The organism is Sphingomonas sp. Leaf28 (assembly GCF_001421685.1).
GTDB classification, from domain to species: Bacteria; Pseudomonadota; Alphaproteobacteria; order Sphingomonadales; family Sphingomonadaceae; genus Sphingomonas; species Sphingomonas aurantiaca.
The window spans coordinates 742,325-757,649 of the sequence record NZ_LMKX01000007.1; the positions used below are offsets into that span (position 1 = coordinate 742,325).

General features: G+C 70.0%; 14 protein-coding genes. 12 read left to right on the top strand and 2 right to left on the bottom strand.

What is annotated here, in order from left to right; translation table 11 throughout:
- Nucleotides 1-4 precede the first annotated feature (4 nt).
- The 5 genes from cobN to cobJ are packed head-to-tail and all read left to right on the top strand — an operon-like array spanning nt 5 to nt 6,475.
- Nucleotides 5-3,235 carry a cobaltochelatase subunit CobN gene (cobN, locus tag ASE79_RS09765; RefSeq protein ID WP_056415291.1) on the top strand — a complete coding sequence of 1,077 codons (3,231 nt, stop codon included), beginning with the start codon at nt 5-7 and terminating at the stop codon, nt 3,233-3,235.
- On the top strand, nt 3,232-4,365 hold the full coding sequence (locus ASE79_RS09770) for a cobalamin biosynthesis protein CobG (protein ID WP_056415295.1): 1,134 nt from the start codon (nt 3,232-3,234) through the stop codon (nt 4,363-4,365). The genes cobN and ASE79_RS09770 overlap by 4 nt, the downstream gene beginning before the upstream one ends.
- On the top strand, nt 4,366-4,995 hold the full coding sequence (locus ASE79_RS09775) for a precorrin-8X methylmutase (protein WP_056415297.1): 630 nt from the start codon (nt 4,366-4,368) through the stop codon (nt 4,993-4,995).
- A complete protein-coding gene (gene cobI / locus ASE79_RS09780) occupies nt 4,992-5,729 on the top strand; it encodes a precorrin-2 C(20)-methyltransferase (RefSeq protein WP_056415300.1) in 738 nt (245 codons plus the stop codon). Before ASE79_RS09775 ends, cobI begins: the two co-directional genes overlap by 4 nt.
- Complete coding sequence (gene cobJ, locus ASE79_RS09785) at nt 5,726-6,475, top strand: precorrin-3B C(17)-methyltransferase (protein WP_056415304.1); 750 nt, start codon at nt 5,726-5,728, stop codon at nt 6,473-6,475. The genes cobI and cobJ overlap by 4 nt, the downstream gene beginning before the upstream one ends.
- Here cobJ and ASE79_RS09790 read toward each other — a convergent pair.
- Nucleotides 6,451-7,200, bottom strand: a complete 750-nt coding sequence (locus ASE79_RS09790; protein ID WP_056415866.1) for a cobalt-precorrin-6A reductase — start codon at nt 7,198-7,200, stop codon at nt 6,451-6,453. The two genes, cobJ and ASE79_RS09790, sit on opposite strands and share 25 nt — an antisense overlap.
- On the opposite strand from ASE79_RS09790, the gene ASE79_RS09795 reads away from it, so the two are divergent.
- The 7 genes from ASE79_RS09795 to bluB are packed head-to-tail and all read left to right on the top strand — an operon-like array spanning nt 7,190 to nt 12,967.
- Nucleotides 7,190-8,398 carry a bifunctional cobalt-precorrin-7 (C(5))-methyltransferase/cobalt-precorrin-6B (C(15))-methyltransferase gene (locus ASE79_RS09795; protein WP_056415307.1) on the top strand — a complete coding sequence of 403 codons (1,209 nt, stop codon included), beginning with the start codon at nt 7,190-7,192 and terminating at the stop codon, nt 8,396-8,398. The two genes, ASE79_RS09790 and ASE79_RS09795, sit on opposite strands and share 11 nt — an antisense overlap.
- The gene (locus ASE79_RS09800) at nt 8,380-8,760 is read left to right on the top strand and encodes a cobalamin biosynthesis protein (protein WP_235516840.1); all 381 of its coding nucleotides are present in this window, start codon (nt 8,380-8,382) and stop codon (nt 8,758-8,760) included. Before ASE79_RS09795 ends, ASE79_RS09800 begins: the two co-directional genes overlap by 19 nt.
- Nucleotides 8,757-9,542, top strand: a complete 786-nt coding sequence (gene cobM, locus ASE79_RS09805) for a precorrin-4 C(11)-methyltransferase (protein WP_056415313.1) — start codon at nt 8,757-8,759, stop codon at nt 9,540-9,542. The genes ASE79_RS09800 and cobM overlap by 4 nt, the downstream gene beginning before the upstream one ends.
- The gene (locus tag ASE79_RS09810; protein WP_056415316.1) at nt 9,539-10,846 is read left to right on the top strand and encodes a cobyrinate a,c-diamide synthase; all 1,308 of its coding nucleotides are present in this window, start codon (nt 9,539-9,541) and stop codon (nt 10,844-10,846) included. Before cobM ends, ASE79_RS09810 begins: the two co-directional genes overlap by 4 nt.
- Nucleotides 10,843-11,562 carry a uroporphyrinogen-III C-methyltransferase gene (gene cobA, locus ASE79_RS09815; protein ID WP_056415319.1) on the top strand — a complete coding sequence of 240 codons (720 nt, stop codon included), beginning with the start codon at nt 10,843-10,845 and terminating at the stop codon, nt 11,560-11,562. The genes ASE79_RS09810 and cobA overlap by 4 nt, the downstream gene beginning before the upstream one ends.
- Nucleotides 11,559-12,320 carry a precorrin-6A synthase (deacetylating) gene (gene cobF, locus ASE79_RS09820; protein ID WP_056415321.1) on the top strand — a complete coding sequence of 254 codons (762 nt, stop codon included), beginning with the start codon at nt 11,559-11,561 and terminating at the stop codon, nt 12,318-12,320. Before cobA ends, cobF begins: the two co-directional genes overlap by 4 nt.
- Complete coding sequence (gene bluB / locus ASE79_RS09825; protein ID WP_056415324.1) at nt 12,317-12,967, top strand: 5,6-dimethylbenzimidazole synthase; 651 nt, start codon at nt 12,317-12,319, stop codon at nt 12,965-12,967. Before cobF ends, bluB begins: the two co-directional genes overlap by 4 nt.
- Nucleotides 12,968-12,969: 2 nt before the next feature.
- Here the strand turns inward: bluB and ASE79_RS09830 are convergent, their stop codons facing one another.
- Entirely contained in the window at nt 12,970-15,252 is a 2,283-nt protein-coding gene (locus tag ASE79_RS09830) for a TonB-dependent receptor (RefSeq protein ID WP_235516841.1), read from the bottom strand.
- Nucleotides 15,253-15,325: the final 73 nt, after the last annotated feature.

The window sequence follows — 15,325 nt, forward strand, 5'->3', positions numbered from 1 at the left end:
CACGATGCACGTCGTCTTCCGCGAGACCCACGGGCTGGAGGAAAACGCGGTCCCGCAGGATCTCGCGCAATCCCCCGCGGACCTCGTCGTCCTGTCCTTTTCCGACGGCGACCTCGGCGCGTTCGCCGCGGGCTGGCGGCGTGCGGATGCCGCCGGGCGGCGCCTGCCGTCACTGCGCCTCGCGAACCTGGCGGTGCTCCAGCACCCGCTGTCGGTCGACACCTATGTCGAGCAGACGCTGGCGGGCGCGAAGGGGATCCTGATCCGGCTAATCGGCGGGCGGTCCTATTGGAGCTACGGCCTGCAACAGGTCGAACATCTCGCGCGGGAAAAGGGCATCGCGTTGGCGGTCCTCGCCGCAGACGGTCGGATCGATACGCGGCTCGATGCCGCCTCGACGATCCCGGTCTCGACGCTGCGCCAGCTCGCGACGCTGTGCGATACCGGCGGGGCGGTCGCGGCGCACGCGGCGCTGGCGCAGTTCGCGCTCGCCGCGGGCTGCTATGCCGGCCCGGTCGCCGGGGTCCGCGCGATCGCCGACGTGGGGGGATGGCAGCCGCAGGACGGCGTGACCTGCCCCGCCGCGTTCGCGCTGACGGCGAAGCGGCCACGCGTGCTGATCGTCTTCTACCGCTCGTATCTCACCGCGGCCGATCTCCACCCGATCGAAGCGCTCCACGGCGAATTGACCGGGCGCGGCTTCGACGTCATCGGGCTGTTCGCGCCCTCGCTGAAAGCGCCGGACGCAGCCGGCTGGCTGGCGCGCTGGGTGGGCGTGCTGGCGCCGGCTGCGATCGTCAACGCCACCGCCTTCTCCGCGCGCGGGGCGACCGACGCCACGCCGCTCGACGGTGCCGGAGTCCCGGTGTTCCAGATCGCGCTGTCGACCTCCGACCGCGCAGCCTGGGCGGGCGCAACGCGCGGCCTGTCGCCTGCCGACCTCGCCATGCACGTCGTCCTGCCCGAAGTGGACGGCCGCCTGTTTGCCGGCGTCGCCAGCTTCAAGGAAGCCGCAGCCCGGGACGGCGATCTAGAATATACCCGCCGCGAACACCGCGCCGACCCGGACCGCATCGCCGCCATCGCCGCGCGCATCGCAGCGTGGATCAGCCTCGCCAGCAAGCCCGTTGCCGATCACCGCATCGCGATCGTCCTGTCGACCTACCCCGGCAAGGCGTACCAGATGGCGCACGCCGTCGGGCTCGACGCGCTGGCGTCGACGCAGGCGATCCTCGCCAATCTCACCGCCGCCGGCTATGCGATCACGCCCGACGACCGCGACCTTGCGACGGCGCGGATATACTGGCCGCTCGCCGCGTATCGGACCGCGCTCGCAAAGCTACCCGCGGGTCTCCGCCAGGAGCTTCACGACGTCTGGGGCGAGCCTGGTGAAGACTTCGGCTTCACCGCGATCGACCAGGGCGGCGCGCTGATCGCGCTGCAACCCGAACGCGGCCGCAGCGAAGACCGCGCGGACGAGTATCACGATCTGTCCCGCTGTCCGTCGCACACCTATGTCGCCTTCTACCTCTGGCTGCACGCCCGCGGGATCGATGCGCTGGTCCATGTCGGCGCGCACGGCACGCTCGAATGGCTGCCCGGCAAGTCGGTCGCGCTGTCCGACGGGTGCTGGCCCGAGGCGCTGACCGCGGCGATGCCCGTCATCTACCCGTTCATCGTCAACGATCCCGGCGAAGCCGCGCAGGCCAAACGCCGCATCGGCGCGGTCACGCTCGGCCATGTCCCGCCGCCGCTCGAACGAACGCGCACCGGCGCCGGGCTTGGCCGCCTCGAAGCGCTGCTCGACGAATTCTCCAATGCCGACGGCCTTGATCCCGCGCGGCGTGATCGGTTGCAGCGCGACATTCGCGACGAAGCGACCGCCACCGGCCTCGCGGCGACGCTGGGGCTCGACGACGCGCAGTCGCCCGCGGACGCGATCACGCGCATCGACACGTTCGTGTGCGACGTGAAGGAGAGCCAATATGGCGACGGTCTCCACATCTATGGCCGTGGCGAGCACGGGGCGGCGGAACGCGTGGGATTGCTGTCGGCGCTCCAGGGGAAACGCGTCGCCTCGGGCCCGTCCGGCTCGCCGTGGCGCGGTCGATCCGACGTCCTCCCGACCGGCCGCAACCTGTACACCACCGATCCACGCGCCGTCCCGTCGCGCGCCGCGCATCGCCAGGGCGTGACGCTCGCCGACGAACTCGTCCGCCGCCATCTGCAGGACCATGGCGACTATCCCCGCACGCTCGTTATCGACCTCTGGGCGTCGGCGACGATGCGCACCGCGGGCGAGGAGTTCGCGATGGCACTCCATCTGCTCGGTGCGGAACCCGTCTGGGACATGCAGTCCGACCGCGTGACGGGCGTCGAGATCCTCCCGCTTCCCACGTTCGACCGGCCCCGCATCGACGTCACGCTGCGCATATCCGGGCTGTTCCGCGACGCCTTCCCGACGCTGTGCACGATGTTCGGCCAGGCGGTGCGCGCGCTCGGCGTGCGCGACGAACCCGCGGACTGGAACCCGTTCGTCGGCAGACCGTCGACGCCGCGCGTCTATGGTCCCGAACCGGGCCGCTACGGCCTGAGCATGGGCGACGCCGCGGAGACCTATACGCCCGACGCGCGCCTCGATGCCGGCAAGGCGTGGCTGTCGGCCTCCGCCCACGCGTTCGACGACGGCAACGACACCTTCGACCCTATCGGCATCCGCGACCGCGTCGCCGCCGCCGACGCCTTCGTCCACGTGCAGGACCTGCCCGAGACCGACCTGCTCCTCGCGGCAGACTATGCCGCGCACGAAGCGGGCTTCGCCGCCGCGCAAGCGATCGCGGGTGGAAACGCCACGCTCTACCATCTCGACGCGCGCGACCCGAGCCAGGCCAGGGCCCGCCCGCTGAAGGAAGAGATCGCCCGCGTCGTCCACGCCCGCGCGCATCCCGGCTGGGTGGATGGCATGATGCGCCACGGCTTTCGCGGCGGTGCGGAGATCGCCGCGACGCTCGACCATCTCGGCGCGTTCGCGCATCTTGCAGGCGTAGTCCGCCCCGAACTGATCGACCTCTATCACGATGCGACGCTCGGCCGGGACGACGTTCTGGCGTTCCTCGCCCAGGCCAACTCCGAAGCGCTCGCGGCGATGCAGGCGCGCTTCGCCGCGCTCCACGCCGCCGGTCTCTGGCCGACGCGCCGCAACTCGATCCTCGCGCAGCTCGACCTGCCGGCATGAGCGGGTTCGTCGTCAAGGGCTGGTGCCCCGATGCGTGGCGCCCGATGATGGCCGGCGACGGCCTGCTCGTCCGCATCCGCCCGCCGCTGGGCCGCCTGACCCGGGCGCAGACCATCGGCCTGTGCGCCGCTGCAGTTCGCCACGGCAGCGGCCAGATCGACGTCACCAGCCGCGCCAACCTCCAGATCCGGGGCGTTTCCGACGACGAGTGGCGCCCGTTGATCGACGCCATGCTCGAACTCGGCCTGATCGACCCCGATACGGCGCGTGAGGCCCGCGCCAACATCCTCGTCGCTCCCGATTGGCGCGAAGGCGACGACACGCACCGCATCGCTTCCGAATTGCACGCCCGACTGCACGAGCTGCCGGACCTTCCCGGCAAGGTCGGCTTCGCGATCGACGCGGGCGTCACGCCAATGCTCGCGGACGCATCCGCGGACTTCCGGATCGAACGCGCCGCGAGCGGCCACCTGATCCTCCGCGCCGACGGCCGGGATCACGGCAGGCCGCTGTCGCCCGGCACCGAAGTCGACCGACTGATCGCGCTCGCCCGCTGGTTCGTCGACAGTGGCGGCACCGCCAGCGGGCGCATGGCGCGTCATCACGCACCGCTGCCGGATTGGGCCGCCGCGACGATCGCCCCCGCCGGGTCCGCACCCCGGCTCGAACCCGGCCCGCACGCGCTCGGGCTGCCCTTCGGTCGCATCGAAGCGTCGGCGCTCACCCGCCTGCTCGAGGTCGAGCCCGCGATCCGCGCGATCCGCCTGACGCCTTGGCATATCGCGGTCCTGGAAACGGAGTCGCCGCTCGCGGCTACACCCGATCCCGCCGCCTTCATCACCACGCCGTCCACGGCGCTGCTCCGCACCGACGCCTGCGTCGGCGCCCCCGCCTGCCCGCAAGCCACGGTCGAGACCCGCACCCTCGCCCGCCGCCTCGCGCCGCACGTCGTCGGACGCCTCCACGTCTCCGGATGCGCCAAGGGGTGTGCGCGCGCTGGCCCGGCGGACGTCACGCTGACAGGTTGCGACGGCCGCTACGACCTCGCGTTCGATGCGCGCGCCGGTGCACCCCCTTCCCGCGCGGGACTCGATACCGCGCAGATCCTCGCCCAGTTCGGAGCCGCCTGAATGCCGTACGCCTATGAAACCGACGGCGGGGCGATCTATCGCCAGTCGTTCGCGATGATCCGCGCAGAAGCCGATCTCGCCCGGTTTTCACCCGAGGAAGAGCCGGTCGCCGTCCGCATGATCCACGCTGCCGGGCTGGTCGGCCTCGCGCAGCATATCCGCTTCTCGCCGAGCTTCGCGGTCGATGCGCGCCGCGCGCTCCATGCGGGTGCCCCGATCCTCTGCGATGCACGCATGGTCACCGAAGGCATCACGCGCGCCAGATTGCCCGCTGACAACCGCATCGTCTGCACGTTGCACGCCCCCGAGACGCCCGATCTCGCACGCGCGATGGGCAACACGCGATCGGCCGCCGCGCTCGAATTCTGGCGCCCGCATCTGGCCGGCGCGGTCGTCGCGATCGGCAACGCGCCGACCGCGCTGTTCCACCTGCTCAACATGCTTGAGGACCCGGATTGCCCGCGCCCTGCTGCGATCATCGGCTGCCCGGTCGGCTTTGTCGGCGCGGTCGAATCGAAGGCGGCGCTCTGGACCGACCAGCCCGTCCCCTGCGTCGTCGTCGAGGGCCGGATGGGCGGCAGCGCGATCACCGTGGCGGCGATCAACGCGCTGGCGAGCGGCACCGAATGACCGCGGTGCGACCGGGTGGCATGATCCACGGCGTCGGGCTGGGGCCGGGCGCGCAGGACCTGATGAGCGTCCGTTCGGATCGCCTCGTCCGGACTGCGCGCCACGTCGCCTATTTCCGCAAGGCCGGGCGTCCTGGGCAGGCGCGCAAGATCGTCGAAGGCATGCTCCGCGCGGATGTGGTCGAATTCCCGATGGAATATCCGGTGACCACCGAGATTCCCGTATCGGACCCGCGCTACAACGACTGCCTGTCGGCCTTCTACAGCCGCTGTATCGACCATCTCGCGTCCCTCGCACGCGCTGGCGAGGACGTCGTCGTGCTCTGCGAAGGCGATCCGTTCTTCTACGGCTCGTTCATGCACCTCTATACGCGCCTCCAGACGATCGCACCGGTCGCGGTCGTCCCCGGCATCACCGGGATGTCGGGCGCATGGACCGCGAGCGGCGCGCCGATCACCTGGGGCGACGATGTGCTCACGGTCCTGATGGGCACGCTGCCGGAGGCGGATCTGGTCCGCCGGATCCGCGACACCGACGCGCTGGTGGTGATGAAGATCGGCCGCCACCTCGACAAGCTCCGCCGCGCGGTCGCCGCCGCCGGGCGCGAGGACGAGGCATGGCTGGTCGAATACGCCGCGATGGCCGATCAGCGGGTCACCCGGCTGTGCGATGCCGACGCGATCACGCCCTATTTCTCGATCCTGCTGATCCACGGCCAGGGGCGGCGCCCATGACCGGCTCGCTCGCGATCGCCGGCCTCGGCCCCGGCGATACCGCACTCGTGACGCCGGAGGTCACCGCCGCGCTCGCCGATGCGACCGACGTCATCGGCTACATCCCCTATGTCGCGCGGGTCGCGCCGCGTGAAGGTCTCACGCTCCACCCGAGCGACAACCGCGTCGAACTCGACCGCGCCACGCACGCGCTCCAACTCGCGGCGGAGGGCCACCGCGTCGTCGTCGTATCGTCCGGCGATCCGGGCGTCTTCGCCATGGCCGCCGCGGTGTTCGAAGCACTCGAGGCCGGCCCGCCGCAGTGGTGCGACCTCGACATCCGCGTCCTCCCCGGCATCACCGCGATGCTTGCCGCGAGCGCGCGCGCGGGTGCGCCGCTCGGACATGATTTCTGCGCGATCAACCTGTCGGACAATCTCAAGCCCTGGCCGCTGATCGAGCGCCGCGTGCGCCTCGCTGCCGAAGCCGACTTCGCAATCGCCTTCTACAATCCTCGCTCGAAGGCGCGACCCGATGCGCTGATCCGTGTCTTCGAGATCCTCCGCGAGACCTGCCGGGACGATCGTCCGGTCCTGTTCGCCCGCGCCGTCTCCACCCCGGACGAAACTTTACGCATCGTCGCGTTGCCCGCAGCGCGCGCGGAGATGGCCGACATGCGGACGATGATCATCATCGGCTCCAGCCTCACACGAATCATCGAACGCCCCGCCGGCCCGATCCTTTACACGCCGCGGTCGGCACCATGATCGATCCAGCGCAGGACCGCCGCCGGCGCATGCACCTCCAGCCGCGCCGGCAGGACCGGCCGATCGATCATGATTACCCGCAGCCCGAGCGCGCGCGCGGCATGCAGCTTGGCGTCGGCACCGGTCCCACCCGCATTCTTGCAGACCACGACCTCGATCCCGTGCGCCTCCATCAGCCGCCGGTCCCCCTCGGCGTCGAACGGTCCCCGGTCGACCACAAGATGATGCCGCGGCAACCCCGGCGGATGGTCGGGCGTATCGACGAACCGCAGCAGATACGCGTGCTGCGGCTGCACCGCGAACGCATCGACATGAAGTCGTCCGAGCGCCAGCATCACGCGCTGCGGCGGCCCGGCGAGTGCGGCGACCGCCGCCTCGATATCGGCAACGCGAGTCCACCGATCGCCCGCCACCGGCACCCAGGCGGGCCGGGTCAGCGCGATGTGCGCGACCCCCGCGTGCGCAGCGGCGAGGACGGCATTCGCGCTCATCCGGGCGGCGAACGGATGCGTGGCGTCGACCAGATGCGTCACGCCGTGATCGCGGAGATAGGCGGCCAGCCCCTCGACACCGCCAAAGCCGCCAACCCGCGTCGGGATCGGCTGAACCTTCGGGCTTGCCACGCGCCCGGCATAGCTGAGCACCGCCGTATCGCCGCGCGCCGCCAGCATCGCAGCGAGTGCGCTGGCCTCCGTCGTGCCGCCCAGCACCAGGATGTTCGACATGACTGACATTCCCTGGCTGACGATCATCGGATTGAACGAAGACGGCGCGGACGGCCTGTCCGCATCGGCAAAAGCGGCGCTGGACGAGGCTGAGCTCGTCACCGGCGCGCCCCGCCATCTCGCGCTGCTGCCCAATCTTAGGAGCGCGGTCATGCCGTGGCCAGTCCCGTTCGACGCCGGAATCGCACGCCTGCTGAACCAACGCGGTCGCCGTGTCGCGATGCTCGTGTCGGGCGATCCGTTCTGGTTCGGCGCAGGCACTGCGGTAACCCGCCATCTCGCCCCGACGGAGTGGGTCGCGCATCCCGCACCCTCGACGTTCGGGCTTGCCGCCGCCCGTCTCGGCTGGCCGATCGACGATACGACATGCCTCGGTCTCCACGCTGCGCCGCTCGCACGCCTGCGCCCGCATATCGCACTGGGTCGCCGCGCGCTCGTCCTCGTCCGCGACGGCGAGGCGGTCGGGGCACTGGCACGCTATCTCGACGAACTCGGCTTCGGCGCCTCGGCGTGTCACGTTCTCGAAGCGCTTGGCGGACCGCGCGAGCGCATCCGCGAAACGACCGCCGCCGCCTATGACTACGACGACGTCGCGCACCCGGTCGCCGTTGGCATAGCGTTTGCTGGCGATGGCTCGGTGCTGCCATGCGTCTCCGGGCTGGCGGATAGCTGGTTCGAGCATGACGGCCAGATCACCAAATGCCCCGTCCGCGCGCTGACCTTGTCCGCGCTCGCGCCGAAGCCCGGCGAGACGCTGTGGGACATCGGCGCGGGGTCGGGTTCGATCGGTATCGAATGGCTGCGATCGCATCCGTCCACGCAGGCGACCGCATTCGAAGCCCACCCTCTCCGCGCCGACCGCGTCCGAAGCAACGCCGCCGCGCTCGGCGTCGATCGCCTCCGCGTCGTCGAAGGCCGCGCGCCCGACGCGCTCGACGGCCAGCCCGCGCCGGATGCCGTCTTCATCGGCGGTGGACTGTCGGACGCGGTGCTGAACGCGCTCTGGAGCATGCTCCCCACCAGCACGCGCCTCGTCGTCAACGCCGTCACGCTCGAATCCGAAGCGCTGCTTGCCGCCTGGCATGCGTCGAAAGGCGGCACGCTCCTGCGGATAGAGCTGTCCGAGGCCGCCCCGCTCGGCTCCCGCCGCGGCTGGCGGGCAAGCTATCCGGTCGTGCAGTGGAGCGTCGTTCTGTGATCGTCGCCGGGTTCGGATTTCGTCGCGACGCCACTCTCGACGCGCTGCGTACGGCGCTCCGCGAGGCTCAGGACGGGCACCCCGATGTGACGGCGGTCGCGGCACCGCACGACAAGCTGGCGCTGGTGTCCGCCCTCGCCGAAACGCTTGGCCTCCCCGTGATCGCGGTATCACCCGGCACGTTGCAGCGTACCGACACGCCAACACAGTCGGTCGCCAGCCTCGCGGCACGACGCGCGGGCAGCGTCGCCGAGGCGTCGGCGCTCGCCGCCGCCGGGCCCGGCGCGCGGTTGCTCGCCACCCGCCACATCTCGCCCGACCGAATGGCGACCTGCGCCATCGCCCAAGGACTCCCAGCATGACCGTCCACTTCATCGGTGCAGGCCCCGGCGCGCCCGATCTGCTCACGCTGCGCGGCCGCGACTTGATCGCAGCGTCGCCCGTCTGCCTCTACGCAGGCTCGTTGATCCCCGCGGCGATGCTCGATCATTGCCCGCCCGGCGCGCGCCGCATCAACACCGCACCACTCTCGCTCGACGACATCATTGCCGAGATCCAGGCCGCGCATGACGCCGGCCACGACGTCGCGCGCCTCCATTCCGGCGACCTGTCGATCTGGTCGGCGATGGGCGAGCAGCTCCGTCGGCTCCGCGCGCTCGGCATCCCGGTCACGATCACGCCCGGCGTGCCCGCCTTCGCCGCCGCCGCGGCCGCGCTGGAGATCGAACTGACGCTGCCCGGCGTCGCACAATCGGTGGTACTGACCCGCACCCCCGGCCGTGCGACCGCGATGCCCCCCGCCGAAACGCTGACCGCCTTCGCCGCCACCGGCGCGACGCTCGCGATCCATCTCTCGGTCCACAACCTCGCGCAGGTGATCGCGGACCTGACGCCGGCGTATGGCGCGCAGTGCCCGGTCGCGATCGTCTGGCGCGCCAGCTGGCCCGACCAGCAGATCGAACGCGCGACGCTCGCGACGATAGCGGCGACGATCGAGGGCAAGCCCGATCGCACGGCGCTGATCCTCGTCGGCCAGGCGATCTCGCCGCGCGATTTTGCCGACAGCAGCCTCTATGCGACAGGCTATGACCGTCGCTTCCGCCCGCAATCCGCGCAGTCCAAGTTCGCTGGAGACCTGACATGACCCCCGGCCTGCTCATCGCCGCGCCAGCCTCGGGCACCGGCAAGACGACCGTCATGCTCGGCCTCCTGCGCGCGCTGCGCGACGACGGGCTCTCGGTCCAGCCGTTCAAGAGCGGCCCGGACTATATCGATCCCGCCTTCCACCGCGCAGCGAGCGGTCGCGCGTCGTTCAACCTCGATAGCTGGTCGATGCCCGCGCCAATGCTCGACACGCTCGCCGCCAAGGCCGACGACGCCGATTTCGCGCTGGCGGAGGGCTCGATGGGGTTGTTCGACGGGGTCGCGACGCCGGGTGCGACCGGAAACGGCGCCAGTGCCGATATCGCGCGCCGAATGGGCTGGCCGGTCGTGCTGGTGATCGACGTCTCCGGCCAGGCACAGTCCGCCGCGGCGACTGCACTTGGGTTCAGCCGCTACGATCCCGACGTGCCGATCGCGGGCGTCATCCTCAACCGCGTCGCCAGCCCGCGCCACGACCGGCTTGCGCGCAGCGGCATGGCGGCGGTCGGCATTCCCGTCTTCGGCAGCCTGCCGAGACGCGGCGACCTGAAGCTGCCCGAGCGTCACCTCGGCCTCGTGCAGGCCGCCGAGCATCCCGACCTCGACGCCCGGATCGACGACTATGCGACCTTCCTGCGCGCGCATGTCGACATCCCAGCGCTCCGCGCCGCCGCGTCCGCCAGCGCCCGGCCGACAGCCGCGCAGAGCTGGATACGCCCGCCCGCCCAGCGCATCGCGCTCGCGCAGGACGCCGCCTTCTCGTTCACCTACGCGCATGTGCTCGAAGCCTGGCGGCGCGCCGGTGCGGAGATCCTGCCCTTCTCGCCGCTCGCCGACGAGGCGCCTGCCGCGGACGCCGATCTCGTCTGGCTCCCCGGCGGCTATCCCGAACTCCATGCCGGCACGCTCGCACAGGCAGGCAACTTCCACGCGGCGCTCGCGGTGCACGCGCACACGCGGCCGGTCCACGGCGAGTGTGGTGGCTATATGGCGCTCGGCGAGGCGCTCATCGATGCCGATGGCACGCGTCACCGGATGGCGGGGCTGCTCGGGCTCGTCACCAGCTACGCGCAGCGCAAGATGCATCTGGGCTATCGCCGCGCGACGCTCCATGCGCCGATGGGCGGCTTTTCGGCGGGGGCGGCGCTCACCGGGCACGAGTTCCATTATTCAACGATCCTCGACCAGCCCGACGCCCCGCTCGCGCACGTCACCGATGCGCAGGGCACCGCGGTCGCCGAGACCGGCTCGTATCGCTGTCACGTCTCGGGCAGCTTCTTCCACATGATCGCAGGCGAAGCATGACCGGTTTCGTCTCGTTCGTCGGGTCGGGCCCCGGCGATCCCGAACTGCTGACGCTGAAGGCGGTTGCCCGTCTGCAATCCGCCGACGCGGTGCTGTTCGACGACCTGTCCTCCGCCGTGCTCGGCCATGCGCGCACCGGTGCGGACCTAGTCGCGGTCGGCAAGCGCGCAGGTCGCCCGTCGCCGACCCAGGCGCACGTCTCGCAGCTGCTGGTCGAGTATGCGCAGGCAGGCATCCGCGTCGTCCGCCTCAAATCGGGCGACGCAGGCGTGTTCGGCCGCCTCGAAGAGGAGATCGTCGCGCTGAGGACAGCAGGGATCCCGTTCGAGATCATTCCCGGGGTCAGCGCCGCCAGCGCCGCCGCCGCCGCCGCGCAGATCCCGCTCACCCGCCGCCTCAGCGCACGCCGAGTCCAGTTCGTCACCGGCCACGACGTCACCGGCGACCTGCCCGAGCAGCGCAACATGGCCGCGCTCGCCGATCCCGATGCGACGACGGTCGTGTTCATGCCCAAGCGTACCTTTCCCGCGCTGGCGGCATCGCTGATCGCAAGCGGGCTCTCGCCCGACACGCCTGCGCTGATCGCCGAAAATGTCGGCCACCCCGATCAGTCGCTGACACGCTCGACGATCGCCGAGCTCGCCGCACGCCTGCAGGCGGGGTTCTCCGGCAAGCCCGCGCTCATCCTCTACGGCCCGCTGATGGACGCCGAATGATCGATCTCCACCTCATCGGCATCGGCACCGGCAACCCCGACCACCTCACGCGCGCCGCGATCGCCGCGATGAACGCCGCCGACCTGATCCTCTTGCCGCGCAAGGGCGATGCGAAGTCCGATCTGATCGACGTCCGCCGCGCCCTGTGCGCCGAGGTCCTGACGGAGCAGACGCAGGTGATCGCGTTCGACCTCCCCGACCGCGACCCCGATGCTCCCTATCGCGACGCCGTCGACCAGTGGCACGACGCGATCGCCGACGCCTGGGCCGCGCAGATTGCAGCGCATCTCCCGAACGGCGGACGCCTCGCGCTGCTCGTCTGGGGCGACCCGTCGCTCTACGACAGCACGCTGCGCATTGCCGATCGCCTGCGCGCTGGCGGGATGGCGATGACGGTCACCGTAGTTCCCGGGATCACCAGTCTCCAGGCGCTGACCGCCGCGCACGCGATCCCGCTCAACGACGTCGCCGCGCCCGTACTGATCACCACCGGCCGCCGGCTCCGCGAAACCGGCTGGCCGAGCGGCGTCGACACGCTCGCGGTGATGCTCGACGGCGGTTGCGCGTTCGACACGCTCGACCCTGCGGGTGTGACGATATGGTGGGGCGCTTATCTTGGCATGGCCTACGAAGAGCTTGCCAGCGGTCCACTCGCAACGGTCGGCCCGCGCATCGTCGCCGACCGCGCGGCGCTACGCGCGCGGCACGGCTGGATCATGGACATCTATCTCCTGCGGCGCACGCCGGCCGGCGCATGACGCCCGAGCCACCGCCGGTCTTCCCCGCCGCGTTCGCCGCGCAGTTCGATACGCTGCTGCGCTGGCGCCGCGACGTCCGCCATTTCCGCACGACGCCGATCGCCGAGGGCGATCTCCACGCGCTGCTCGAAACCGCCGCGCTTTCGCCGTCTGTCGGCAACGCCCAGCCGTGGCGGTTCGTCCGCCTCCGCTCGCCCAGTCTGCGCGCGCGCCTCGCCGATCACGTCGATGCCGCCAACCAGGACGCCGCCGACGCGCAGCCCGACCCCGATCGCCGCGCCCGCTACCGTTCGCTCAAGCTCCACGGCCTACGCGAAGCACCCGAGATCGTCGCCGTCTTCTCCGACGAGGCCCCGCGCGCCGGCCACGGTCTCGGCCGCACGACGATGGCCGAGACGCTCCGCTATTCGACGGTGATGGCGATCCACACGCTGTGGCTCGCGGCACGGCTGCGCGGGATCGGGCTTGGCTGGGTCTCGATCCTCGATCCGGCGACGGTCGCCGCAATGCTGCGCGTACCCGACGACTGGACGCTGATCGCGGTGCTGTGCCTCGGCTACCCCGAGGACCCGTCGGCGGTCCCCGAGCTCGAACGCCGCGACTGGCAGCACCGCGAACCTATCGCGGACCGGATCGTCGAACGCTGATCCTAGAAGGCGACCTTGAACTGGCCGCCGATGATCCGCGGCTCGTTGATCATGCCCGTCAGGTTGTTGAAATCGATCGCACTGATGCTGCGATACTGGTTCGTGATGTTGCGCACGAACGCGCCGACCTCATAGCCCTGCGGCAATTTATAGCCGATCTTCAGACCGCCCTCGAGCGACGACTTGCCCCTGAACTCGACCGCTTCGTACAGGAAGAAGTTGACGCGGCTGCGATACACCCAGTCGGTATAGGCATAGACTTCGCCGCCATTGGCCAGCGGGATCCCGTAGCGCGCGGTCCAGTTGGCGATCCAGCGCGGTGCCTGCGGCAGGTCGTTGCCGTCGATCATCGCAAACCCGTTCACGATCGGATCGAGCACGGTGCAGGTCGCGCAGACCCCCACGCCGATCGACCGATCGCGGATCTCGGTGAAGTTGTAGCTGCCGCTTGCCGTCAGCGACAATTCGGGCACCGGCCGCGCCTCGAACTCGCCCTCGACGCCATAGCCGATCGCCTTGTTCGCGCTGATCAGCCGTGCCGAATTGCTGTTACCGCCCACCGCGGTGATCTGCAGGTCCTTGGTGTCGTACCAATAGGCGTCGAGCGAGAAGTTCACCTTGCGGTCGAGCAGCGTGCCCTTGAACCCGCTCTCGCCCGAGAAGGTCGTCTGCTTGGGCGCGGTGCTCTGGACGCTGCCGAACGTCACGCGGTCCTGAATCGCCGGCCCCTGATAGCCGGTCGCGAGCCGCGAATAGACGTTGATCGTCGGGGTCAGCTCATAGGTCGCGCTCGCGTCCCAGGTCACGTTCGATCCGCGGACGACCGCGCGCGCCGGCAACGTGTCGCTGATCCCCGTGCCGGGGATCGGTGCGGTGACCAGGTCGTTGCGATAGTCGTGCGAGTAGCGGACGCCCGCGCGCAACGTCAGCAGCTCGGTCGGCTTGGCCTCGATCGACGCGAAGGCACCGTAATTCTCGTTGCGATTGTCGTGGAAGACGTCCTGCGTCAGGTCGGTCGCGCGCGATCCGGTGCCGCCGAACGCATAGTCATATTGATGATAGCGCAGCGTCTGGTGGAAATAATACAGCCCGCCCTGGAGGCGGATGCCGTTCATGTCCTCGCTGGCGTAGCGCAGCTCCTGGCTGAACTCCTTGGGCTTGGTGAGGCCGCCGGTGTTCGACGGGAACAGCCCCACGCCGATCGCGCCGATCGTGCCGCCGGTGAACGGATAGCTGTTGCCGCCGTCGACGTCGCCGGTGCTCTCGACCTTGGCCTGCTCATAGCCGGTGACCGAGTAGAAAGTGCCGATGCCGTCGAGATGATAGTCGAGCCGCAGGTTGGTGCCCCATTGCGTCAGGCTCTGGCTGGTATAGCCGTCGAGCGTGGCGTGTTTGGGGTCGAAGCCGGTGTTGAAGTCGTTGGTGCCCGGCTTGAACAGCCCGGCGCGGAAGATACGCGGCGAGCCCGTCAGGTCACGGACGTGCACGTTCAGCAACGCGTTGAAGTCGCTGCTCGTATAGCCGAGCTGGAAGCGGCCGGCGACATCGCGATAGCCTTCGAGCTTGCGGTCAGCATTGCCCGTCGTGGAATCGTTGGTGACCCAGTCGTCGCGCGACTGGATCAGGCCCGATGCGCGGAACGCGAAGCCGTTGCCGATCGGCAGGTTGATCGCTGCCTCGCCGTTGATCGTGTTGTACGTCGCCCAGGATCCGGTCGCATAGCCCGAGACCTTGTCCGGGTTCGGCTTGGCGGAATCGATCTTCACGACGCCCGCCGGCGTGTTGCGCCCGAACAGCGTCCCCTGCGGGCCGCGGAGCACTTCGACGCTCTGCAGATCGAACACCGGGAACGACTTCAGCATCGGATTTTCGAGCGCGACATCGTCATACACCACCGACACCGGCTGCGCGGCGTTCGGATCGAAATCGGTGTTGCCGAGGCCGCGGATGTAGAAGCGCGGGAAGGTGCGGCCGAACGACGATTCGACCTGGAGGCTCGGCGTCCGGCCGGCGAGGAACCGGATGTCGAGACCGCTCGAGTTCAGAACGTCGAGCTTCTCGCCGCTGATCGCGGTGACCGCGAGTGGCACGTCCTTCGACGATTCCTGCCGGCGGGTCGCTGTGACGACGATCTCGCCCACGCCCTGGTCGGCGGCGGGATCGGCGACGGCCTGGCCAGCCGCCACTTGATCCTGGGCGGCGGCAGGCGCGGCGAAGACGAGCAGCGGCGCGCTCGCGGCGAGCAGGCGGGCGATAACAGACGTACGAACGGGCAAGCGAATCATGGATGGTCCCCCCTTGGGTTTCGAACATCCTCCGGCGTCGATCCGTGTGCCCCGGATCTGTCGTGGATCGGTA

What these genes read in the sequence shown, in the direction of transcription:
- cobN (WP_056415291.1), top strand. Translation starts at nt 5, where the DNA reads ATGCACGTCGTCTTCCGCGAGACCCACGGGCTGGAGGAAAACGCGGTC.
- ASE79_RS09770 (WP_056415295.1), top strand. Translation starts at nt 3,232, where the DNA reads ATGAGCGGGTTCGTCGTCAAGGGCTGGTGCCCCGATGCGTGGCGCCCG.
- ASE79_RS09775 (WP_056415297.1), top strand. Translation starts at nt 4,366, where the DNA reads ATGCCGTACGCCTATGAAACCGACGGCGGGGCGATCTATCGCCAGTCG.
- cobI (WP_056415300.1), top strand. Translation starts at nt 4,992, where the DNA reads ATGACCGCGGTGCGACCGGGTGGCATGATCCACGGCGTCGGGCTGGGG.
- cobJ (WP_056415304.1), top strand. Translation starts at nt 5,726, where the DNA reads ATGACCGGCTCGCTCGCGATCGCCGGCCTCGGCCCCGGCGATACCGCA.
- ASE79_RS09795 (WP_056415307.1), top strand. Translation starts at nt 7,190, where the DNA reads ATGTTCGACATGACTGACATTCCCTGGCTGACGATCATCGGATTGAAC.
- ASE79_RS09790 (WP_056415866.1), bottom strand. Translation starts at nt 7,200, where the DNA reads ATGTCGAACATCCTGGTGCTGGGCGGCACGACGGAGGCCAGCGCACTC.
- cobM (WP_056415313.1), top strand. Translation starts at nt 8,757, where the DNA reads ATGACCGTCCACTTCATCGGTGCAGGCCCCGGCGCGCCCGATCTGCTC.
- ASE79_RS09810 (WP_056415316.1), top strand. Translation starts at nt 9,539, where the DNA reads ATGACCCCCGGCCTGCTCATCGCCGCGCCAGCCTCGGGCACCGGCAAG.
- cobA (WP_056415319.1), top strand. Translation starts at nt 10,843, where the DNA reads ATGACCGGTTTCGTCTCGTTCGTCGGGTCGGGCCCCGGCGATCCCGAA.
- cobF (WP_056415321.1), top strand. Translation starts at nt 11,559, where the DNA reads ATGATCGATCTCCACCTCATCGGCATCGGCACCGGCAACCCCGACCAC.
- bluB (WP_056415324.1), top strand. Translation starts at nt 12,317, where the DNA reads ATGACGCCCGAGCCACCGCCGGTCTTCCCCGCCGCGTTCGCCGCGCAG.
- ASE79_RS09830 (WP_235516841.1), bottom strand. Translation starts at nt 15,252, where the DNA reads ATGATTCGCTTGCCCGTTCGTACGTCTGTTATCGCCCGCCTGCTCGCC.